The organism is Mesorhizobium sp. B2-3-10, assembly GCF_006442275.1.
Lineage (GTDB): Bacteria > Pseudomonadota > Alphaproteobacteria > Rhizobiales > Rhizobiaceae > Mesorhizobium > Mesorhizobium australicum.
In genome coordinates, this window is sequence record NZ_VFVT01000001.1 from 1193634 (window position 1) to 1215338 (window position 21705).

20 protein-coding genes and 1 tRNA gene are annotated in these 21705 nt (G+C 64.0%); 8 read left to right on the forward strand and 13 right to left on the reverse strand.

Going from position 1 to position 21705, the window contains the following annotated elements:
* Positions 1–13 precede the first annotated feature (13 nt).
* On the forward strand, positions 14–865 hold the full coding sequence (locus FJ943_RS06030; protein WP_015315569.1) for a YihY/virulence factor BrkB family protein: 852 nt from the start codon (positions 14–16) through the stop codon (positions 863–865).
* Here FJ943_RS06030 and FJ943_RS06035 read toward each other — a convergent pair.
* Both FJ943_RS06035 and gluQRS read right to left on the reverse strand, forming a co-directional pair.
* Positions 835–1737 carry a DMT family transporter gene (locus FJ943_RS06035; protein WP_015315570.1) on the reverse strand — a complete coding sequence of 301 codons (903 nt, stop codon included), beginning with the start codon at positions 1735–1737 and terminating at the stop codon, positions 835–837. The two genes, FJ943_RS06030 and FJ943_RS06035, sit on opposite strands and share 31 nt — an antisense overlap.
* A gap of 137 nt (positions 1738–1874) precedes the next feature.
* Entirely contained in the window at positions 1875–2750 is an 876-nt protein-coding gene (gene gluQRS / locus FJ943_RS06040; protein ID WP_015315571.1) for a tRNA glutamyl-Q(34) synthetase GluQRS, read from the reverse strand.
* A 75-nt stretch (positions 2751–2825) separates the two neighbouring features.
* Here gluQRS and FJ943_RS06045 point away from each other — a divergent pair, with 75 nt between their 5' ends.
* Both FJ943_RS06045 and FJ943_RS06050 read left to right on the forward strand, forming a co-directional pair.
* Entirely contained in the window at positions 2826–3467 is a 642-nt protein-coding gene (locus tag FJ943_RS06045; protein ID WP_015315572.1) for a DNA-3-methyladenine glycosylase, read from the forward strand.
* A gap of 128 nt (positions 3468–3595) precedes the next feature.
* Positions 3596–4153, forward strand: coding sequence for an HNH endonuclease (locus tag FJ943_RS06050; RefSeq protein ID WP_006328497.1), 558 nt, complete (start codon positions 3596–3598; stop codon positions 4151–4153).
* A gap of 156 nt (positions 4154–4309) precedes the next feature.
* Here FJ943_RS06050 and FJ943_RS06055 read toward each other — a convergent pair whose 3' ends face one another.
* On the reverse strand, positions 4310–4828 hold the full coding sequence (locus FJ943_RS06055) for a disulfide bond formation protein B (protein ID WP_140720265.1): 519 nt from the start codon (positions 4826–4828) through the stop codon (positions 4310–4312).
* A gap of 84 nt (positions 4829–4912) precedes the next feature.
* Positions 4913–5497, reverse strand: coding sequence for a YqaA family protein (locus FJ943_RS06060; protein WP_140720267.1), 585 nt, complete (start codon positions 5495–5497; stop codon positions 4913–4915).
* 178 nt (positions 5498–5675) lie between these two features.
* Here FJ943_RS06060 and FJ943_RS06065 point away from each other — a divergent pair.
* Positions 5676–5760, forward strand: a tRNA-Leu gene (locus FJ943_RS06065).
* Positions 5761–5781: 21 nt separating this feature from the next.
* Here the strand turns inward: FJ943_RS06065 and FJ943_RS06070 are convergent.
* Positions 5782–6018, reverse strand: a complete 237-nt coding sequence (locus tag FJ943_RS06070) for a hypothetical protein (RefSeq protein ID WP_140720269.1) — start codon at positions 6016–6018, stop codon at positions 5782–5784.
* Positions 6019–6230: 212 nt separating this feature from the next.
* Entirely contained in the window at positions 6231–6698 is a 468-nt protein-coding gene (locus tag FJ943_RS06075; RefSeq protein WP_015315575.1) for a MarR family transcriptional regulator, read from the reverse strand.
* Positions 6699–6745: 47 nt separating this feature from the next.
* On the opposite strand from FJ943_RS06075, the gene FJ943_RS06080 reads away from it, so the two are divergent.
* On the forward strand, positions 6746–8281 hold the full coding sequence (locus FJ943_RS06080) for an FAD-dependent oxidoreductase (RefSeq protein ID WP_140720271.1): 1536 nt from the start codon (positions 6746–6748) through the stop codon (positions 8279–8281).
* 200 nt (positions 8282–8481) lie between these two features.
* Here FJ943_RS06080 and FJ943_RS06085 read toward each other — a convergent pair whose 3' ends face one another.
* The 5 genes from FJ943_RS06085 to FJ943_RS06110 all read right to left on the reverse strand — a co-directional run bounded on the left by FJ943_RS06085 (position 8482) and on the right by FJ943_RS06110 (position 12782).
* Positions 8482–9762: a GNAT family N-acetyltransferase gene (locus FJ943_RS06085; protein WP_140616852.1), complete on the reverse strand. Its 1281-nt coding sequence runs from the start codon at positions 9760–9762 to the stop codon at positions 8482–8484.
* A complete protein-coding gene (locus tag FJ943_RS06090) occupies positions 9762–11162 on the reverse strand; it encodes a lipopolysaccharide biosynthesis protein (protein ID WP_015315578.1) in 1401 nt (466 codons plus the stop codon). Before FJ943_RS06090 ends, FJ943_RS06085 begins: the two co-directional genes overlap by 1 nt.
* Positions 11163–11316: 154 nt before the next feature.
* A complete protein-coding gene (locus FJ943_RS06095) occupies positions 11317–11523 on the reverse strand; it encodes a DUF1127 domain-containing protein (RefSeq protein WP_015315579.1) in 207 nt (68 codons plus the stop codon).
* 61 nt (positions 11524–11584) lie between these two features.
* Complete coding sequence (locus tag FJ943_RS06100) at positions 11585–12082, reverse strand: hypothetical protein (RefSeq protein ID WP_015315580.1); 498 nt, start codon at positions 12080–12082, stop codon at positions 11585–11587.
* A 427-nt stretch (positions 12083–12509) separates the two neighbouring features.
* The gene (locus FJ943_RS06110) at positions 12510–12782 is read right to left on the reverse strand and encodes a DUF4242 domain-containing protein (RefSeq protein ID WP_023770749.1); all 273 of its coding nucleotides are present in this window, start codon (positions 12780–12782) and stop codon (positions 12510–12512) included.
* Between the two features lie 213 nt (positions 12783–12995).
* Between FJ943_RS06110 and FJ943_RS06115 the strand changes: the two genes are divergently transcribed.
* Positions 12996–15581: an AAA family ATPase gene (locus FJ943_RS06115; RefSeq protein ID WP_140720275.1), complete on the forward strand. Its 2586-nt coding sequence runs from the start codon at positions 12996–12998 to the stop codon at positions 15579–15581.
* A 56-nt stretch (positions 15582–15637) separates the two neighbouring features.
* Here FJ943_RS06115 and secA read toward each other — a convergent pair whose 3' ends face one another.
* Positions 15638–18370, reverse strand: a complete 2733-nt coding sequence (gene secA / locus FJ943_RS06120) for a preprotein translocase subunit SecA (protein ID WP_140720276.1) — start codon at positions 18368–18370, stop codon at positions 15638–15640.
* 261 nt (positions 18371–18631) lie between these two features.
* On the opposite strand from secA, the gene FJ943_RS06125 reads away from it, so the two are divergent.
* Positions 18632–19567: a peptidylprolyl isomerase gene (locus tag FJ943_RS06125; protein ID WP_140616859.1), complete on the forward strand. Its 936-nt coding sequence runs from the start codon at positions 18632–18634 to the stop codon at positions 19565–19567.
* A 61-nt stretch (positions 19568–19628) separates the two neighbouring features.
* Here the strand turns inward: FJ943_RS06125 and FJ943_RS06130 are convergent, their stop codons facing one another.
* A complete protein-coding gene (locus FJ943_RS06130) occupies positions 19629–20228 on the reverse strand; it encodes a TetR/AcrR family transcriptional regulator (RefSeq protein ID WP_140720278.1) in 600 nt (199 codons plus the stop codon).
* A 222-nt stretch (positions 20229–20450) separates the two neighbouring features.
* Here FJ943_RS06130 and argJ point away from each other — a divergent pair, with 222 nt between their 5' ends.
* Positions 20451–21692, forward strand: coding sequence for a bifunctional glutamate N-acetyltransferase/amino-acid acetyltransferase ArgJ (gene argJ, locus FJ943_RS06135; protein WP_140720280.1), 1242 nt, complete (start codon positions 20451–20453; stop codon positions 21690–21692).
* Positions 21693–21705 lie beyond the last annotated feature (13 nt).

The window sequence follows — 21705 nt, forward strand, 5'->3', positions numbered from 1 at the left end:
GGAGCGCGCGTCCTTGCTGCGGAACATTGTCGCCCTGCGCCGCGTGCTCTACGACGCGCTCGGCCACTTCAACACCGATGACGGCTGGGCGATGGCCAGCCATCTGGCGATCACCTCGCTGATGGCGCTGTTTCCATTCCTGATCTTCGCCACGACGCTGGGCAGCTTCCTTGGTGCCCAGGCCTTTGCCGACACAGCCGTGCACCTGGTCTTCGACACCTGGCCGGACCAGATTGCCAAGCCGATCGCGCACGAGGTGCTGAACGTGCTGACCGTCAGGCGCAGTGATCTGTTGACTTATGGCGTGCTGCTTGCCGCCTACTTTGCTTCCAACGGCATCGAGGCGCTGCGCACCTCGCTCAACCGCGCCTATCGGGTCACGGAAACGCGCGGCATCATCTATCGCCGGGTGCAAAGCATCTTCTTCGTGCTGATCGCTACCGCCGGGTTCCTGGCGATAAGCGTGCTGCTGGTGTTCGCGCCGTTGCTGGCGCGGCTGGCGGAAGCCCATTTCGAATGGATCAAACCCTATACGGGCACGATCACGCTGTGGCGGTACGTCATCGCCTCAACCGTCATCATCGGCGGACTGTTTGCCGTCCATTACTGGCTGCCGGCCGGCAAGCGCCGTTTCGTCTCGCTGATTCCCGGCATCATCTTCACACTGGCCGCATGGCTTATCGGCTCGACCATGTTCGCCACCTATCTCGACCATTTCTCGTCCTATGTGACGACCTATGCCGGTCTCGCCTCGATCATGATCGCGGTGGTCTTCCTCTACATCGTCTCGGCGATCTTCATCCTCGGCGGCGAGCTCAACGCCGCGATCAGCCGTTATCTAGAGGCGCGTGCCCGGGTCGGCTGAAGTTTGCCTGTTCGGGCGGTTGCCAGGCCCACGCCGAAAGTGGTGATGGCCATGCCGACGATCTGCAGCGCGTTGAGCTGCTCGTTGAACAAGGCCCAGGCGATGACGGCCGTCACCGCCGGCACCAGGTAGAACAACGAGGCCACTTTCGACATCTCGCCGTCGCGGATCATCACCATCAGGAGAAAGATGGCGCCGAGCGACAGCACCAGCAGCAGCCAGGCCATGGCGAAGACCAATTCGCCATTGATGACGACGGTTTGGGTTTCGAAAGCAAGCGAAGCCAGGATCATCAGCGAAGCGCCGCCGACATATTGCCACATGGTGGCCGCCACGAGGTCGCCTCCGGACGCAAAACGCTTTTGCCAGATCGTGCCGGCGCTCATGCCGAGCACCGAGACCAGCGAGGCGGCCAGCGTCGCCGCCGTCACGCCGCCACCGAGCGCCCCGAGTTTCGGCCACAGCACGATGACGATGCCGACCAGCCCGATAGCGAGGCCAAGCCAGTGGCGCGGCAGGATGGCCTCGCCCAGAACCTTGCCGGCAAGCACCGCGGTGATCAGCGGCTGCAGGCCGACGATCAGGGCCGAAAAGCCGGCCGGCATGCCTCGATGGATGGCCCAGAAGACGGCGCCGAGATAGATGCCATGCATCAGCACGCCGGCGCCGGTGGCATGCAGAGCCTCCTCGCGGGTGGCTCGTTTCGAGCCCAGCACCAGCATCAGCACGGCCAGCAGGATGGCGGCGAGCACGAAACGCGCGGCGAGGAAGGTGAACGGCTCCGCCCATGGCATGGCGTAACGCGCGCCGATGAAGCCGGTCGCCCACAGGACAACGAAGGTGGCGGGGATGAACCGCTTGATGCTGGACATTTTCCGGGATCGCCGCGCTGGTGAGAATTGACCGTGAGGATGCTCTAGTCCTGTTCAACCCCGCGCGCAAAACGAAACGATTGATCCATGCGTCAAGGAGGTTGAACGGGTGGCGTGTCCGGAGAGCGTTTCTCCTGTCAGAGCCCAATCATCCTTCTGACTTCCTCCGGCGAGGCGCCTGCGTCGCGCAAGGCGGCAAGGCCCGTATCCCTGAAGCTCTTCGACAGTTTTCGCCCATCCGGCCCGAGGATCAGCCGATGATGGAAATAGGCGGGTGGCTGCAATCCCAGAATCTCCTGCAGCAGGCGTTGCACCCCGGTCGCGGAAAACAGGTCCTGTCCGCGCACGACATGGCTGACGCCTTGCAGGGCATCGTCGATGACTACGGCGAGGTGGTAGCTGGTCGGGATGTCGCGGCGCGCCACGATAACGTCGCCCCAATCCTGGGGACGCGCCTCGACGGAGCGCGTCGTGGACAGCGTCCCGTCGCTGAATTCGGCCCATGCCAGGTCCCTGCCGGCACGCGCCATGGCGGCGCCGACGTCCAGCCGCCAGGCGAAGGGCGCATTCTCGGCAATCCGCCGCTTGCGTTCCTTCATCGAAAGCGCCTTGTCGGCCGGGGGATAGAGCGGCACACCGTCGGGATCGCGCGGCCAGTCGCGCCCGCGCTTTTCGCCGTCGGCGATGAAGGCGCGTATCTCGCCGCGGCTCATGAAGGCGGGATAGACGAGTTCCTCGCGGATCAGGCGCTCGAGCACCGTTCCATATTCTGCAAAATGCTCGGACTGGCGGCGCACGGGCTTTTCCCAGTCGAGGCCCAGCCATTTCAGATCGGCGATCATGCCCGCCTCGAACTCCGGCGTGCAGCGCGTGGTGTCGATGTCCTCGATGCGCAGCAGCAAGCGGCCGCCGCTGATATTTGCGAGCTTCTGGTTGAGCAGCGCCGAATAGGCGTGGCCCAGATGCAGTTCGCCGTTGGGGCTGGGCGCGAAGCGGAATGTCAGGAGCGTCATGTCTCAGGCGGCAATCGGGTTGTGCTGTGGTTTTGGCGGTTGCTACCTTGCTGCACATCTTCGGACAAGGATACCATGCAGCGCATCGCGACACTGGACGACGTTGAGCGGGGGCTGGACGCGCTTTGCCTCATCGACCCGCGCCTGGAAAAAGTGCGCGGCATGGCCGGCGAGGTGCCGCTCAGGCTTTCGGAGCCGGGCTTCAGGAGCCTGGCCTCGATCATCGTCTCGCAGCAGGTGTCACGGGCGAGCGCCGATGCGATCTTCGGCCGGCTGACGAAACTCGTCGATCCGCTGACGCCGCAGGCGATCCTTGCCGCCGGCGAGGACATGTTTCGCGAGGCCGGCCTGTCGCGGCCCAAGCAGCGCGGCCTGATCGCGGTTGCGCAGGCCGTGGCCGATGGGCTCGACCTGCATCACCTCTGTTCGCTCGATGCCGTGGAGGCGATCGCCAGGATGACGGCGGTGTCCGGAATCGGTCCCTGGACGGCGGAAGTGTATCTATTGTTTGCCGCCGGGCATCCCGACATTTTCCCGGCGCGCGACGTCGCCCTGCAGAGCGCTGTCGGCCATGCCCTCGGCATCGACCCGCGTCCAGCGGAGAAAACACTGATCGCGCTGGCCGAATCATGGAGCCCGTGGCGAGGTGTCGCATCGCGGCTTTTCTGGTCCTATTATCGCGAAACCAGGGGCCGGGACGCCGCGCCGCCGGCCTGAATCCGCAACAAAGCCTAAAAATCATGTGTTTTTGGCGCTTCGTGCCAGCGACAATCCGCTTCACATCCCTGTCATGTCGGGCTTACAGTATCCACGCCGAACGGTTCTAGAACTAGGAGGTCAACAAGGTGACGGTTGCCGTATCTCCGGATGGGCTTCCAGCGCTGGTGCTGAATGCGGATTACCGTCCGCTCAGCTATTACCCCTTGTCGCTCTGGTCCTGGCAGGACGCCATCAAGGCGGTGTTCCTCGACAGGGTGAACATCGTGGCCGAATACGAGCACGCCGTATCCTCGCCGACCTTCTCGATGAAGCTGCCGAGCGTGGTCAGCCTGAAGGCCTATGTGAAGCCTTCCAGGCATCCGGCCTTCACCCGCTTCAATGTCTTCCTGCGCGACCGTTTCCAGTGCCAGTATTGCGGTACCCCCGAGGACCTGACCTTCGACCATGTCATCCCGCGTCACCGTGGCGGCGCCACGACATGGGAGAATGTCGTCGCCGCCTGTTCGCCCTGCAATCTGAGGAAGGGCGGCATGATGCCGGCTCACGCCAAGATGTGGCCGCTGCAGAAGCCGTTTCAGCCGACGGTGCATGATCTGCACAATAACGGCCGCCTGTTCCCGCCCAACCATCTGCATGAAAGCTGGATGGATTATCTCTACTGGGATGTCGAACTGGAGCCTTGAGTTCGTTCGAGATTTCGGGAGGTTGGCCGTCTGGAGCAATTGTCTGTGCTTCCGATGTTCACGGACCAAATGTCCGCTGCGTTTCGGTTCTCGACAGTCACTCCATGCGACTCAGCCTGCCGAATTCTTTGAACGATCTCGCGTCGGCTCTGTAGCTCAATCGCGGGCCAGCGCGCCACGGAAGGCGACGGCGGCGAGGATAAGGCTGGCAATGGCGTTCCAGCCGGCCAGCGACAGGCCGAGAATGCGCAAGGCGGCCTTGTCGCAGGAGGGCGGCACGAATTTGTCAAGCGCGTCGAGGACGCCCTTGCCGCCGGTGTCGACCGGGCCGGCGCCCGCGGTGCAATCGGCCGGGCCCTGCCACCATGCCCATTCTACGCCGGAGTGATAGACGCCGAGATAGAGCCCGTACAGCATCAAGAGGCCGCCAATGGCCAACAGGCCCCGCGTCAGCCATGCCGGTGCGCGCAGCATCGACGCTATCGCCGCCAGCACCATCAACGGCACGCCGATGTAATACGGCGTGCGCTGTTCCAGGCAGAGGTGGCAGGGGATGTAGCCGCCAATATGCTGGAAGCCGAGCGCCGAGCCAACGGTCGCTGCCATCGCGACGGCGAGAAACAGGGCCGCGCGTGTCCGCTGGCGGCCGGTATCGGCATTCATGGTCGCTGTCATGGCGTCTTTCGTCCGTTGTGTTCGCCGTCCGCAAGGTCTGCTCGCCGCGCTGCCAAAACCGTTGCGCGGTTTAAGCATCAAACCTCAGAAGGCGTATTTGATCAGGATATAGAGCAAAATCAGGGCGACCGAGGCAGCGCCGACGATCAGGCCCAGACGCTTTTCGATGAATTCGCGGATCGGCTCGCCATAGCGGCGCAAAAGCCACGCCAACAGCAGGAAGCGGGCGCCGCGCGCGATGATGGCCGAGACGATGAAGACAACAAGGTTGATGTGGAGCGCGCCGGCCAGAATAGTGACCACCTTGATCGGCGGCAGGTGCGCAACGCCGGATGTGACGAGCAGCACCAGCATTAGCCCGGTGCCGGAAGACTGCCACTTCTCGAACGTGGCAAGGCCGCCGAAGTGCTCCAGGATCGGCCGTGCTATTGTGTCGTAGGCATAGTAGCCGATCAGCCAGCCGGCGATGCCGCCCAGCACGGACGCAACGGTGGCGGTCAGCGCATAGCGATAGGCGCGTTCGGGGCGCGCCAGCGCCATGGGCAGGAACAGAACGTCTGCCGGTATGAAGAACACCGAGCTCTCGACGAAAGCGATGAAGGCCAGCCACCATTCGGCGGATTTGCGCGCCGCCAGCGACAGGGTCCAGTCGTACAGTCCGCGAAGCATCGGCTCTCCTATGGAACGGCCCGTCTGTCTAGAAAGGTTTTTCGCGCTGCACAATGGCTGCGGTCTTACAAATTGGAAAGGTGCCGTCTGGTCGCGGCAGAGGCTGGTTTGGAATTGGCCTGTTGACGAACAGGCCTCCGACCGTATAGTCCGCGCCCATCCAGGCCGCCCGGCCTGAGCCCCTATGGCGGAATTGGTAGACGCGCTCGACTCAAAATCGAGTTCCGCAAGGAGTGCTGGTTCGATCCCGGCTAGGGGCACCATCCTTCAAATCAGAGCAAAGCTTAGCCATTTTGGGGGCAGTTATCGCGGGAGGCGCTCAGGCCATGCTTGCCGCCGCCACTTAGCCACGGAACGAGAAGGCGGCATGGAAGAAGCTCGACATCCGAGAATCCGGTCTCGCAAACCAGATCCTCTTCGGCGCCGGGAAGCAGCGGCAAACGGCCGGCCATTTCTGCCCAGGCCGCGGCCTTTCCCCGATCGACGCCGGCGCGGTCGGCGAAGGCGGACGAACGCGCCAACCAGCGCTTCGCCGTTCCGTTCGGCACGCTGTGATGGGCGACAACAAGGCGCGCGCCGGTTTCAGCCGCTCGCTTCTGTCGAGAAAGTGCAGCGTAAGCAGACATGTCGCGCCTGCTGCACTTTTCATCAAACGCGTGTATAAGACACATATTACTGAGTGAGGGCGCAGGTCGTTCCTTGCAACGTGCGACACTTGCTGTTGGGTTATGGTCTAATCCTTCATCGTATCGACGAGCATTCGCATCAAGCGGACTAGATCGTCGAAGTCCTTGCGGTCCCAGTCGGCGAATTTGGCAACGGCTATTTGCTCCCGCGCCGCATCCAGCGCGTCTGTCGCCGCTTTTCCCTGCGGTGTGACAACGGCCTCGCGAACCCTCTTGTCAGCGGCGCTCAAGCGCCGCGTGACCAGTCCCAGCTCCTCCAGTCGTGACACCTGTCGACTGACGGTCGTGTAATCGCGACCGACGCGGCCAGCCAGATCGACAACGCCGATGGGGCCAAGTCTCTCGACAAGAACGAGCAGCGGGAAGAGGGCGCGCTCGAGCGTGAGGCCCGCCTTGGTGAGCAATTCCACGTCCCGCTCGGGTCGGTTCATGATGGTGACGATGTCAATCAGCGAGCGATGCAGCTCGGGCAACAACACTTTAATATGTGCGTTATGCACTTTCTTTATTGACACCAGCTTGGCTCCCTTTAATATGTGCATTATACACATTGGAGCTTAAAATGGAAGAGCGAGCTGAAATTGACGTCCTGATCTGCGGCGCGGGAGCGGCCGGGCTGACGCTGGCAATCGACTTGGCGAGGCGAGGCGTGTTGTTCCGCATCGTTGAGCAGATGGAACGTCCCTTCGCCGGCTCGCGCGGCAAGGGCTTGCAGCCACGCACGCAGGAGGTGTTCGAGGATCTGGGCATAATCGACCGCATCATGGCAGCCGGCGGTGTCTATCCGCCAATGAGGGAGTATCGCAACGACGGCTGCTATGACGAAAAGGCAATTTTCGAGGCGCCCGAACCCTCGCCCGACGTCCCCTATTTCATCGCGCTCATGATCCCGCAGTTCCTTACAGAGGGCGTGATGCGCGAGCGCCTCGCGGAGCTGGGCCATCGTGTCGAGTTCGGCACCGCATTGATCGACTTCGAGCAGGACGATGATGGCGTCGGCGCCCGCCTCAAGTCGCCCGGCGGCGAGGAGCGGGTCCATACGCGCTATCTGGTTGGTGCTGACGGTGGCCGCAGCTCGATCCGCAGTGCGCTCGGCATTGACTTTCCCGGCAAGACGCTGGGTGTCCGCGCAATCGTAGCGGATGCCCATCTGAGCGGACTGGACCGCGCTGCCTGGCACCAGTTCAATGACGGCGACATGGAGCGGCTCGTCATGATCTGCCCGCTCGCCGGCACGGACCTGTTCCAGGTGCAGGCGCCGATCCCGCTGGACGGCGAGCCTGACCTTTCCGCGGATGGATTGACGCGGATGATCGCCGAGCGGACTGGCCGTAGCGACATCGATGTTCAGTCCGTGGCCTGGGCATCCGCCTACGCGATGAACGCGCGTCTGGCTGACCGCTACCGGGTCGGACGGGTTTTGCTAACCGGGGACGCCGCGCATATCCATCCGCCAACGGGCGGACAGGGCCTCAACACCAGCGTTCAGGACGCCTACAATCTCGGTTGGAAATTGGCCGCAGTCTTGGCTGGCGCCCCCGAAGCGCTGCTAGACACCTATGAGGAGGAGCGACGCGCCGTTGCGGCGGATGTCCTGGGGCTTTCGACCCAGTTGCTCGACCGTCAGCGCGAACAAGGCGGCATGCGGCGCGGCCGCGACACACATCAGCTCGACATCGGCTATCCCCACTCATCACTTTCTCACGACGGAGGTGGTCGGACGATTGGCCCGCGGGCCGGTGAGCGCATGCCGGATGCGACCCTAACTGGCGCCGCTGGACAGCCCCGCCGTCTGTTCGACGTGATGACCGGCATGCACTGGACTCTGCTTCTATCGAGCCCTGACTACTGGCCGATCGTGGCTGCGCGCGCGGGCCTGCGAGTGGTCACGGTGGGCGAAGGCGCGGAACTGCGCGACCCCTCCAATCAGCTCAGCTTGGCCGAGGGCGGCTGCCTGCTCATCCGGCCGGACGGCTATGTTGGCGCCACTTTCGATGCCGCGAGTTCCACCCTGGTCGGTGACTATCTGGCGAAGGTACTTCCTTCCGAGAACGCCTGCTCTCAGTCAAACGGGAGGGTCGACGTTGCACCAACATGACGGACTTGCGAGATCAGGACGGCCTGCGGAGGCCGTCCCCGGACACGACAGCCGCTGGAACGCATGTCGGCCGTTCGACTGTCCTAGGCCCGCCATGCCAGAGGACATTTCTGAATGGGATTGCAAGGCCTACCAGTAGCGCGACCCACCGGGCAGGTTGTCGCCAATCTACGGTTTTGCATCACCCACCCCGCGCAGGTCTAGCGCCGTCTGAGCAAACTCTTCATCCGGTTGCGCAGCAGGCGCGCCATGTTGCGGGTTTCGCGGTAGAGATGCAGCTGCGAGGCGGCCTGGCGGGCGAGGCGGTCGGCGTCGCGAGTCAACCCGATCACCAGTGTGCCGACCGGCTTGCGCTCGCTCCACAGCCGGCTCATCACCGGGTGGTCGGGCACGGCGCAGGAATCGGTCATCATGATGTTGGGATCGTCGAGATGCTGCCTCGTGACCTCGATCATCAGCAGCGTGCCCGGCGAATAGGCGGCCAGCGTCTCGTCATAGGCCGTCTTCCAGGTGTAGGCGACGCCAGCCTCGACGAAGACGATCAGGCAAGCGATGGTGCGGCCGTCGAGCGTCAGCGAATGGATGCGGCACATGTCCTGTTCGGCGAGCCGGTGCACCGCCTCGCGGGCGAAGGCGGCGCGGAAGCGGTCGATCGCCATGGCGGTGCGCTCGCGGCCTTTCCAGCCGGACGCCTCCAGCGTCAGGAAGTGCTCGATGGCGTGGCGGATTTCCTCGGGGCCGCGTGCCACGACATGTTCGAGCTTGCCGAGATCGCCGAGGCGCCGCTTCAGGCGGCGGAATTCGCGATAGTGGTGCGCGCGCAGCGAAGCCTTGAGATAATCGTCGCCGTCGAGTTCGCTCTCCAGCACGGGGCGTGAAGTCTGGCCCGTGGTGACCAGCGCCAGGCCACGCGTCTCGGCCACGGTGGCGACCAGGCTCGACACCGGACCGTCGAGCCTGATGTCGGGCAGGACCAGGACTTTCGGCAGCTTGAGATGCGGGCGCGACAGCATCGAGAAGAAGTCCTCGACCACGCCGACCGGATCGTCGCGGTCGATCAGCGGCGTGCCGAGCGGGCCGAATGGGCTCGACCAGGTGCGCATGACCGGCACGCCGAGCGGCACCACCGGCCGTTCCACCGAGATCGGCACCAGCAGCCGCAGCCGGTTGCGGTACTCATCGCCGTCGCGGATCACGGCAAGGCGCACCTCGCGATCTTCCAGCCGGGGCATGGCCGGCGCCAGGAAACGCGGGTTGAAGAAGACGTTCGGCTCGATCGTGCGGGCGCAGAGATAGTCCAGTTCCTCGACCAGGTCGAAGCCGGCCGACGCCGGGTAGATGGCGAGCTTGCGCTCGGGCCGGTTGTTGGCGAGGATCTCGATATGGGCGGGATCGGCGTCGCGCGCCAGCCCGGCAAGGCCGGACACCATGGCGCCGGCGGGACCGCCGCTGGTTTCCTCGAGCAGAGGGATGGCGGCCATCAGGCGGCTCCTTTGGCTGGCACGAAGATCGCCATGACGATGCCGAGCTTGCGCCAGACCGTGAAGGACAGCGCGCCGGCCTCGAAGATCATGGCAAAGGCGGTGGCCATGGCCGCGCCCCAAAGGCCGAAAAGCGGGATCAGCACCACGTTGAGCCCGATGTTGAAGGCCAGTGTCATGGCATAGACGGCGGCGCAGACATTCTGGTTGCCGCTCATGGTGAGCAGGCTTTCGCAGGGGCCAACGGCGGCGCGCGCCACGACGCCGAAGACGAGCAGGAACAGAAGCGGATAGCCCGATGTGAATTCGGGGCCGAACAGCACCAGCATCGGTTCGCCCAGCGCCAGCACCAGGAAAGCCATCAGCAGCGAGGGCCAGAAGGTCCACGATACCGTCTCGCGGGCGAAGGCGGCAAGCTTTTGCGGCTCGCCATGGGTGAACTGCGCGTAGCGCTGGGCAACGCCGGCCTTGACCGCGAAATAGACGAAATGCACCAGCGCCAGCGTCTTGACCGTGGCGAAATAGACGGCGACGTCATTGGGATCCATATAGGCGCCGACCATCAGCACATCGGCGTTGGTGAGCAGGAAGAAGAAGCTCTCGACCAGGAAGATCGGCAGCGAGACGACGAACCATTGCGCGAAATGCACTTTCATCGGGCCGGCCGGAATTTGCCTTTCCATGCGCTGGGTGACCCCGATGAGCTGGGTCAGCGTGGTGGCGTAGGTAGCGGCGATCGAGGCGAAGATCGCCGTCCGCGCGTCGGCGGCGTAGCCCGCCCAAAGCATCAGCGCCATGAACAGCAGGATCAGCACCGGCCGGATCAGGTAGGTCGGCGACAGCGCGAACAATGCCCATGAATTGGCGCGCGCCAGCCCTTGCAGCAAATCCGACAGCGCGATCATCGGCAGGCAGATGACGCCGAGGATGAACGGTATCACGTAGTAGTTTTCGATCCAGGGCGCGGCCAGCCAGACGCCGAGGGCGCCGAGCCCGGCGATGACCGTCGAGGCGATCAGCACGAACAGGCGGCTCGCAACGACGATGCCGCGCAATTCATCCATCAGGCCGCGCTCGCGGTATTCGGGGATGAAGCGGATGACCGATGTGTGGAAGCCGAGGCAGGCGAGGTTGCCGACGATGACCATCGTCACCCAGACCAGCACGAAGATGCCGTATTCGAAGGAACCCATCCAACGCGCCATCAGCACCTGGCTGATGAAGGCGATGACGGCACTGACGATGCGGATGGAGAAGGCGATGACCGACATGCGGCCGGCCTCGCCGCGTTCGTCGGCGGTGAACAGCACGGCGTCGAGGCGGCCAAGCAAAGGCTCCACGCGCAGCGCCAAACGCTGCGGCAAGAACCGCCCGGCAGTCGTGGCCGCGGAAAAGCGCACCCCGATTTCTCTCCGTTTTCCGCCTCTTTTCAGGCTTTGGTGTAGCGAAGACACCTTAAGAAAGCGTGGGTGGGGAGGGCGTGCGTAATGGCTGAGGGTCGACGAACGGTGAAGGTGCCGCACAGGCGCGGCGCCGTTTGTCGCCCAGTCGGATCTACCGGCGGCGCGCCTCTCCGCGCGTTGCGACATGGTCGATCGCGCAACGGCTGATACCGATGTCCTTCAGCATGAAACCGGGCATGGCCTCCAAGCGACGCCGGCCATGCCGCAGGTGCCATCCGTGTGCAAGCCAAGCGGTAACGGCCATCAGGCGCGAAGGCCGGGTGCGCGGCCTCGCCAGGACGACATCGATTTCGGGCATGATTTCTCCTCGCGATGCGCGCGAAAGGCCTGCCGGGACTGGACCGGCAGGCCGGGTGCCGTCAGTCGGCCTTTTTCATGGCGTCGCACGAGACGTTCGGGTTCATGTCGGCGAAGGCGCCGGTCGGGTTTTGCTTCCAGGCCCAGACATGAAGTTCGTAGAAAGGGCCGAGGCCATAGCGGTTGGGAGCGCTGTTGAAGTTGAACAACTGGCCTCCGAGCGAGGCCGGACCCTTCGCGGTGATGTATTCGACGGCCACCAGCTTCAGCGTGCCATCGGACATCGGCTCGTACATCACGGCCTCCGGCTTGGCGAGGTCGATCGCATCGTCCTTCAGATAGGCGCCATTGACGTAATGAATGCCCATGGCGCCGCCAGTGATGCCACTGGCGCAAGGAATCGGCGCATAGCCCTCGGCGGTGGCCGCCGCGACGTTCACGAAGCGGCTGTTGGCCGCCCGCACCTCGTCGGCAAGCGGATTGTCCTTCCCCGCCGATGCGGCGGTGGAGGCGATCGACGTGATGAACAGCGCGGCAAGGCGCCAGAAATTGACGTTCATTTTGTTCTCCATTGATTGTTGATGATCCGGCAGGCGCCCAGGCCGGCCAGCAAGGCCAGGCCTGGCTGCAGACGCCCGCGGCATGGGATTGGCAGTACGGGACGGGTTCGATCCTCGTCCATCCCGTCTAACCGGACCGCGGTCTCATTGGTGCCACCACCAATATTCCCAGTAGTCCCGCCGCATCTCGTGCTCCGGCAGACCGACGTCCCGTCTCAAATAATCGTCTTGCGGAGGCAGGCGCCCGCGCCGGCCTCGCAATGGCGATAGCAGCGCGGAGACAATCCGCGATGCGAGACCGCGCCGGTGGGGTGCAGGGTCGAACGCCATGCCGGCGGCCGTTTCGGGAGGGAACAACAGGGAAAACCGCCCGCTATCATTGCCCAGGACAATTTCACGCTCATGGCTCCATCCTTGCTCCATTGGATCAGCGATAAAAGTAGGGGTCCAGGACCCTCACCTCCGTGATCTTGTCCACCGGCAGGGAATTCTTCTGCGCCGTGCTGCGGATGGCCTCCGGCGAGGGGGCGTCGTAGATGCAGAAACTCTTGCTCTTGTCGGGCGAGACGAAGGACTGCACCCAGGTGACCCCCTTCTCGGCATTGCGCATGATGATGCCGCCAAGCGCCGTTGCGCCGATGTCGTTCATCGGCAGGTTGAGTCCGTCGGGGAATGTCCGTTCGATCAGATAGCGAGGCATGGAATGGCTTCCTTTTACGATTGATTCACGCTCGAAATGAGCGCGGTCGGAGAAAAACCATGGCCTTCGAAAGCGCGCATCGGAGCCTTTCCCCATATTTCGCGGGACGATTCCCTATGTTTTCGACGTTCGATCTTGGAGCCACACTGCGGATACCGAAGCGTGGGTATCCTGGGGGATGGGGCAGACGACGATACTCATGGGCCAGTAACGATGCTTCTGGAGCGGCAGGCGCAACTTGATCAGTTGGAGGAACTGCTCGCGGCGGCGGCGCGCGGTCGCGGCCGCGTGGCGGCATTGCTGGGCGAGGCCGGCGCCGGCAAGACGGCACTCGTCGAGGCGTTCGTAAGCGGTGTTGGGCAGCACGTTTCCATATTCCGCAGCGCCTGCGAGGATCTGTCGATCCCCGATCCGCTGGGACCGCTCTACGATCTGGCCCGGGATGCGCAGTGGGCACTGCCCCGGGCGATCGATGACCGGCAAGGCCAGCGGCTGCCCCTGTTTTCAGACGCTCTCGAGGTTTTCGAGGCGAGGTCTCGGCCGGGCCTGCTGGTCATCGAGGATATGCACTGGGCCGACGACGCGACCCTGGATTTCGTCCGTTTCCTGGGCCGACGCATCGCCAACACGCATATGCTGGTGCTGTTCACGGCACGCACCGACCGCAGCGAAGGGCAGATGCGCGCGCGTCGGGTGCTCGGTGAAATTCCGGCCGCCAACGTCCAGCGTATCGAAGTGCCGCTGCTTAGCGAAGCGGCGGTGTTGTCGCTTGCCGAAGCCGCCAACCGCGACGGCAGCGCAATCTATCGCGCCACCGCGGGCAACGCCTTCTTCGTCACCGAGTTGCTGGCTGCCGAAAGCGAGATGATCCCGCCGGCCAGCGTCCGCGACGCTGTGCTGGCGCGTGCCGAGCGCCTGTCGCCGGGCGGGCGCTCTATGCTCGACGCGGTGTCGGTGTTTCCACGCCGCGCCGATGTCTGGGCGCTGCGCGGCCTCTGTGGTGTCGCCAGCGCAGGCCAACTGGCGGAATGTGTCTCGAACGGCCTGCTCGACGATCTCGGCGATGGCTATGCCTTCCGCCACGAGATCGCCCGTCGCGCCGTCGAGATGGCGCTGACGCCAAGCCATCGGCGCGAATTCAACCAGCGCGCGCTTTCCGCACTGCAGGAAAACGCCGAGGTGGCTACGGCAAGACTTGTCCACCATGCGGTGGAGGCCCAGAATTTGGAAGCGGTGCGCGAGCTTGCCCCGCTTGCGGCGCGCGAGGCTTCCCGCGTCGGCGCGCATCGCGATGCGGCCGGCTATTACGAGGTCGCCCTGCGGCACGCCGACAGCCTGCCTATGGGCGACCGGGCGAGGCTTTACGAAGGCTATGCCTTTGAATGCCATCTGATCGGCCGCATCGATATGGCCATCGAGGCGCAGGGCCAGGCGCGGCGGTTGCAGCAGGCGTTGGGCGACACGCTCAGGGAGGGCGACAGCCTCAGATGCCTGTCGCGCTTCGCCTATCTGGTGGGTGACCGAGAACAGGCGGACCTGTTCGGGGCACAGGCGGTGGAATTGCTGGAACAGGCGCCGGCCAGTCCGGAGCTTGCCATGGCCTATTCCAATCTCTCGCAGCTGGCGATGCTGGCCGAGAAGCTCGACGAGACGCTGCTGCTCGGCTGCAAGGCAGTCGGTTTGGCCGAACGGTTGAACAAGCCGGAGATAGTCTGTCATGCGCTCAACAATCTTGGCTCCGCCGAGCAGTGGCTTGACCTGGCCAAGGGCCGTCTGCATCTCGCCCGCAGCCTTGACATCGCGCTCGGGCAGAATTTCCAGGAGCACGCCGCACGCGGCTTCACCAATTGCGCCTGCGCCGAAATGAACCAGCTCGACCTTGTCCGGGCGCAATCCTTTCTCGACCGGGGCATTGCCTATTGCGTCGAGAATGACCTCGCGACCTGGCGCGACTATATGCGGGGCGTGCAGGCGCAATTGCTTTTGCGACGCGGCCTTTGGGACGATGCGGCCGCGATGGCTCACGACGTCATCGACGATAGTGCGACCACGGCCCTGGTGCGTTACCCATCCTTGGTCGCGCTGGCGAAATTGCGCATAAGACGAGGCGATCCGGCCGCGCCGTTGCTGGACGAAATGAAGCGGTTCCTAGACAAAGGAATGGAGCTGCAGCGGCTGGTCCCCTACACGGCGTCGATGGCCGAACTGGCATGGCTCGGGCAAGGCGACACCGAAGAGGCACTTCGCCTGATCGATCTGGCCGAAAGCCTGTCGCCGACGAGGGCGATGTTCGCCGAGTTGGCCGTCTGGCGGCTGCTCTTGTCACCTGAAAGCAGTCCTGGCGACACGACCGGCATGGCGGAGCCCTATCGCCTGCTGCTCACCGGCGACTGGCGTGGTGCCGCGATGCTGTGGGCCCGGCTGGGCGCTCCGTTCGAACGGGCGCTCGCCCTGTTGTACGGCGACGAGCCGGCGCTGCGCCTGGCCCTGGACATATTCGAAGGGCTCGGTGCCCGGCCGGTGGCCCAGCACGTCCGCGCCGTCATGCGGCAGAATGGCGTCCATAACATCGCCAGGGGACCGCGGCAGAGCACACGCGCCAATCACGCTGGCCTGACGCTTCGCCAAATGGAGGTTCTGCACCTGATCGAGCGCGGTTTCTCCAACAAGAGAATCGCCGAGCACCTAACCATCTCACCGAAGACCGTCGATCATCATGTCTCAGCGGTGCTGGGCAAGCTGGACGCCGTTTCGCGCGGCGAGGCAACCGCCGCGGCGCGCGATTCCGGGCTGATCTGACAATATGGGAGCCGCCCCCGGATCAGAAGTCCGGGGAACACCGATCCTGCAGGTCTTTACGCGAAAGTCCCGTGGCAGTGCTTGTATTTCTTGCCGGAGCCGCAGGGGCAGGCTTCGTTGCGGCCGACCTTGCCCCAGGTTGCGGGGTTGTTAGGGTCGCGGTCCTCGGGAGCGACGATGGCGGTGCTTTCCTGGCGTACCAGAAGGGCCGTTTCGCCGCCTTCGAAATCATTCTCGCCGGTGGTGCCGTCAATATGCGTGCCGAACATGTCGGGCGCTTCAGGCGGCGGCGCTTCGGCGGCCTGGCGGACCAGTTCGACGCGCATCAGCTGCGCGGTGACGGCCTGGCGCAGATTGCCGAGCATCGCCTGGAACAGCTCGAACGCCTCGCTCTTGTATTCCTGCAGCGGATCGCGCTGGGCGTAGCCGCGGAAGCCGACGACCGAACGCAGATGGTCGAGATTGACGATGTGTTCGCGCCACAGATGGTCGAGCGTCTGCAGCACCACGGAGCGCTCGACATAGTTCATCACCTCGGGACCGAAACGGTCTGCGCGTTCTTGTGCCGCGGCGTCGGCGGCTTGAGAGATGCGCTCGCGGATGTCGTCCTCGGCGATGCCTTCTTCCTTCACCCAATCCTCGATCGGCAGGTCTAGATTGAGGAATTCGGCGACCTCGGCCTTCAGGCCGGCGACGTCCCACTGTTCGGCATAGGCGTTTTCGGGAATGGCCTTGGCGACGATCTCGTCGATGACGCCCGCGCGCATCTCGCCGATGGTCTCCGAAAGGCCCTCGCCGTCCATCAGCTCGATGCGCTGCTCGAACACCACCTTGCGCTGGTCGTTGGAGACGTCGTCATATTTCAACAGGTTCTTGCGGATGTCGAAGTTGCGCGCCTCGACCTTCTTCTGCGCCTTTTCCAGCGCCTTGTTGATCCAGGGATGGATGATGGCCTCGTCTTCCTTGAGACCGAGCTTCTGCAGCATGCCGTCCATGCGCTCGGAGCCGAAGATGCGCATCAGATCGTCCTGCAGCGACAGGAAGAATTTCGATCGGCCGGGGTCGCCCTGGCGGCCAGAGCGGCCTCTGAGCTGATTGTCGATACGGCGTGACTCGTGGCGCTCGGTGGCGAGCACGTAGAGGCCGCCGGCGGCCAGCGCCTTTTCCTTCAGGCGCTCGACGTCGGCATTGATTTCCTTTTCGCGCGCTTCGCGTTCGGGGCCTTCCGGCATGTCGCCCAGCTCCTCGGCAATGCGCATCTCGGCATTGCCGCCGAGCTTGATGTCGGTGCCGCGGCCGGCCATGTTGGTGGCTATGGTGATGGCGCCGGGCTTGCCCGCCTGGGCGACAATTGCCGCTTCCCGCTCGTGATGGCGGGCGTTCAGAACCTCGAAATCCGTGAAGCCTTCCTTGCGCAGGCGCTCGGCCAACTGCTCGGACTTTTCGATCGAGGTCGTGCCGACCAGTGTCGGCTGGCCCTTGGCGCTGGCTTCGCGGATCTCCCTGACGATCGCCTTGTACTTCTCCTCGACCGTCCGGTAGACCTCGTCGTCCTCGTCCTTGCGGATGACCGGCAGGTTGGTCGGGATCTCGGTGACTTCGAGACCGTAGATGTTGCCGAATTCCTCGGCTTCGGTCAGCGCCGTGCCGGTCATGCCGGAAAGCTTCTTGTAGAGGCGGAAGTAGTTCTGGAAGGTGACGGAAGCAAGCGTCTGGTTCTCCGGCTGGATCGCCACGTGTTCCTTGGCTTCAAGCGCCTGGTGCAGGCCTTCCGAATAGCGGCGGCCGGGCATCATGCGGCCGGTGAACTCGTCGATGATGACGATCTCGCCGTTGCGCACGATGTAGTCCTTGTCGCGCTGGAACAGCCGGTGCGCCTTCAGCGCGTTGTTGACGTGGTGGACGATGGCGACGTTCTCGACGTCGTAGAGCGACTCGCCCTTGAGCAGGTCGGCATCGCGCAGCATGTTCTCCAGCTTCTCGGTGCCTTCCTCGGTGAAGATCGAGGTCTTCTGCTTCTCGTCGATCTCATAATCCTGCGGCTGCAGCTGGATGATGAAGGTGTCGATGGTGTTGTACATTTCCGAACGGTCCTCGAGCGGACCGGAAATGATCAGCGGCGTGCGCGCTTCGTCGACCAGAATGGAATCGACCTCGTCGACGATCGCGTAATTGTGACCGCGCTGCACCATCTGGGCGCGCTCGTACTTCATGTTGTCGCGCAGATAGTCGAAGCCGAGCTCGTTGTTGGTGGCGTAGGTGACATCGGAGGCGTAGGCGACGCGACGCTCCTCGTCCGACAGGCCGTGGACGATAACGCCGACCGAGAGGCCGAGGAATTTGTAGACGCGGCCCATCCATTCGGAGTCGCGGGTGGCGAGGTAGTCGTTGACGGTAACGACATGGACGCCGTTGCCGGCGAGCGCGTTGAGATAGACCGGCAGCGTCGCGACCAGGGTCTTGCCCTCGCCGGTGCGCATCTCGGCGATGCCGCCATTGTGCAGCACCATGCCGCCGATCAGCTGGACGTCGAAGGGGCGCATGCCAAGCACGCGGCGCGCGGCCTCGCGGGCGGTTGCGAAGGCTGGGATCAGCAGATCGTCGAGGCTGGCGCCGTTGGCGATATCCTGGCGAAATTTTTCCGTGCGGCCGGCAAGCTCGGCATCGGAGAGCGCCCGCATCTCGTTTTCCATGGCGTTGATCGCCTCGACACGGGGGCGGGTCGATTTGACCCGACGGTCGTTGGAGGAACCGAAAACCTTACGGGCGAGACCGCCGAGACTGACCATCCAATGGTCCTTTCGATAGAATTCTCAATCTTGAGACAGGCGCCGGCCGGCCCCATCACATCCACGTGAACGCACCGCCTGAATACGGGCAAACACAAAAAGCGCCCGGAAAACGGTTCTGGACGCCAAGTCGATGGACAGATAAGAGGGGGCTCAACTGATGTCAACGCCGCGCTGGCCCTGCCGGTCGCGCCAAATTCCGCCACAATCTGGCTGATCTGGAAGCCACCCTCCCTACAATCCCTGACCGGAGTCATCCTTATGTCCTTGTTGTTCAGCCGTGCGTCGCTTGCCAGCCTTGGCCTGGCCCTCGGCCTGTCGGCTCTTTGCTTGTCGCCTGTCACGGCGCAGGAGACCGCTCCCGCTCCGGCCGCCCCCGCCGCGCCGGCGGATGCGGCTGCCCCGGCCGCAGCGCCGGTCGACCCGAATACGGTGATCGCCACCGTCAACGGCCAGCCCTTGACCGAAGCGGATCTGGTGCTTGCCGAAGGCGAGCTGTCGCAGCAGTTCGCGCAGTTGCCGCCCGAGCAGCGCCGCGCCGCGGCACTTTCGGCGGCCATCGAAATCCGCGTCATGGCAGCCAAGGCGGTCACCGACGGTCTCGACAAGGATCCTGACTTCCAGCGCCGCATGGCTTTCCTGCAGCAGCGCGCGCTGCATGGCGAGATGGTCGAGAAGGGTGTGGTCGACAAGGTCACCGACGCCGAGGTTCGCGCCCGCTACGACCAGGAAATCGCCAACACGCCGCCGGTCAACGAGCTGCATGCCCGTCACATCCTCGTGAAGACGAAGGAAGAGGCCGAGGCGATCATCAAGCAGCTCGACGGCGGCGGCGATTTCCAGAAGCTCGCCAACGAGCACACCAGCGATCCCTCGGGCAAGTCCAATGGCGGCGATCTCGGCTGGTTCGGACCTGGCCAGATGGTGCCGGAGTTCGACAAGGCGGCCTTCGCGCTCGAGGTCGGCAAATACACCAAGGAGCCGGTGCAGACGCAGTTCGGCTGGCATGTCATAAAGCTCGAGGACAAGCGCGCCAAGCAGCCGCCGGCCTTCGACGACGTCAAGGACCAGGCCAAGCAGGCGGTCATCCGCGACAAGTATTTCGCGCTGGTCAAGTCGCTTCGCGCCGGCGCCAAGGTCGAGATTCCCGACGCCAATCTGAAGAAGGCCGTCGACACGCTGGAAAGCGCCAAGTAACACACGCAATCAGGAACGGCGCGGCGAGTGATAGCTCGCCGCGCCTATTTTTTGCCGTTCTTTAGCGCTTGGGCGTGACGATGCCTCGCGTGACATAGCCAACAGCGGTTCGTATCGTGGCTTCATCCACGTCGAGACGGTTGGTCAAAAGATGCTTCCAGGCGAAGGACCCGATCAGATCGGCGACCACCTCTGAATCGATATCGTCGGCAATCTCACCCCTTGCCTTGGCGCGGTCCACGATCTGGCTGTTGTGAGTCCGGCGCCCCGTGGCATAGCCGGCGAGCGCCGCGCCGGCGGTCTCGTCCGATTGCGCCTCGGCAATCAGCGACCTGTACACGCTGCCCGAAGGCGTGTCGCGCCAATGCGCGAACAGGTTTTTCAGGAAGCCGACGAGGTCTTCTTCCAAGCTTCCGCTGTCTGGGATGTCGACGCGTTTCTGGCGCTGATAGACTTCGAGCAGCAATGCCGCCTTGCTTGGCCACCAGCGATAGATGGTCGGCTTGCCGGCGCGCGCGCGGCGCGCCACGGCCTCGATCGAGAAGCCGGCATAGCCGTCTTCGACCAGCACTGCCTCGGCCGCCTCCAGAATGGCGTCCGCGCTGTCGGGATTGCGCCGCGCACCGATCGATCTGCGCGCCGTATCCGCCTCCTCGGCCATGCCTTTCGTCCTCGTTTCAATTCGCTGGTAATGATAAGTGATCCCGCCTGCCCAATGTGGAAGATCATAGCGCCACGGACCCCGGCGACGCCAACAGATTTGAAATGCAAGCTTGATCCTGAACGGGTTTGCCCTCCGCGGGAGCGACGAAAACGCGCTTGCACCGGCTCGCCGTATCGGGCAAACCGGCCTTCCCTTGCGATTTTCCCGCCCGAGGTCTGAATGTCCACGACGATTTCCCCGCTTGCGCCGAAGAAATACCCCAAAATGCCAGAAATCGAAGGGGTGCGCATCGCCACCGCCGAAGCAGGGATAAAGTACAAGGGCCGCACCGACCTGCTGGCCATGGTATTCGATGCAGGCACCGCGGTCGCCGGCGTGTTCACCAGGTCGAAATGTCCCTCGGCGCCGGTTGATTTCTGCCGCCAGAACCTTGGCTCGGGCAAGGCGCGGGTGCTGGTCGTCAATTCCGGCAACGCCAACGCCTTCACCGGGCAGAAGGGCCGCGAATCCACCGCTCTGACGGGCGAAGCGGCGGCGAAGGCCGCGGGCTGCACGGCAGGCGAGGTTTTCCTGGCCTCGACCGGCGTCATCGGCGAACCGCTCGACACGACCAAGTTCAGCCATCTGCTCGCCGGGCTGGTCAGCGACGGCAAACCGGACCTGTGGACAGAGGCGGCAAAGGCCATCATGACCACGGATACGTATCCGAAAGTGGCGACGGCGACGGTCAAGCTCGGCGACGCCGATGTGACCATCAATGGCATTTCCAAGGGTGCCGGCATGATCGCGCCCGACATGGCGACGATGCTGTCCTTCATCGCCACCGACGCGCCGATCGCGGCTCCTGTCCTGCAGGACCTGTTGTCGCGCGGGACGGCCAAGACGTTCAATGCTGTCACCGTCGACAGCGATACCTCGACCAGCGACACGCTGCTGTTGTTTGCCACCGGCAAGGCGGCAAGGCGCGGCGCGCCCGAGATCACCGATCCCAGGGACGCCCGCCTTGGTCAGTTCCGCCGGGCGCTCGGCAAGGTGCTGAAGTCGCTGGCGTTGCAGGTGGTGCGCGACGGCGAGGGCGCCCGCAAGCAGGTCGAGGTCACCGTCACCGGGGCCAAGTCGGCCCGCTCGGCCAAACGCATCGCGCTGTCGATCGCCAATTCGCCGCTGGTCAAGACGGCGGTCGCCGGCGAGGACGCCAATTGGGGCCGCGTCGTCATGGCCGTCGGCAAGGCCGGCGAGCCCGCGGATCGCGACCGGCTGTCGATCTGGTTCGGCGACAACAGGCTGGCGCATGAGGGTGAGCGCGACCCCAGCTATTCGGAAGAAAAGACCTCGGCCTATATGAAGCGCGACGACATCCGCATCCGCGCCGATATCGGCATCGGCCGCGGCAAGGCGACAGTGTGGACCTGCGATCTCACCAAGGAATATGTCGCCATCAATGGCGACTACCGGAGCTGATCGCCTTGGTTTC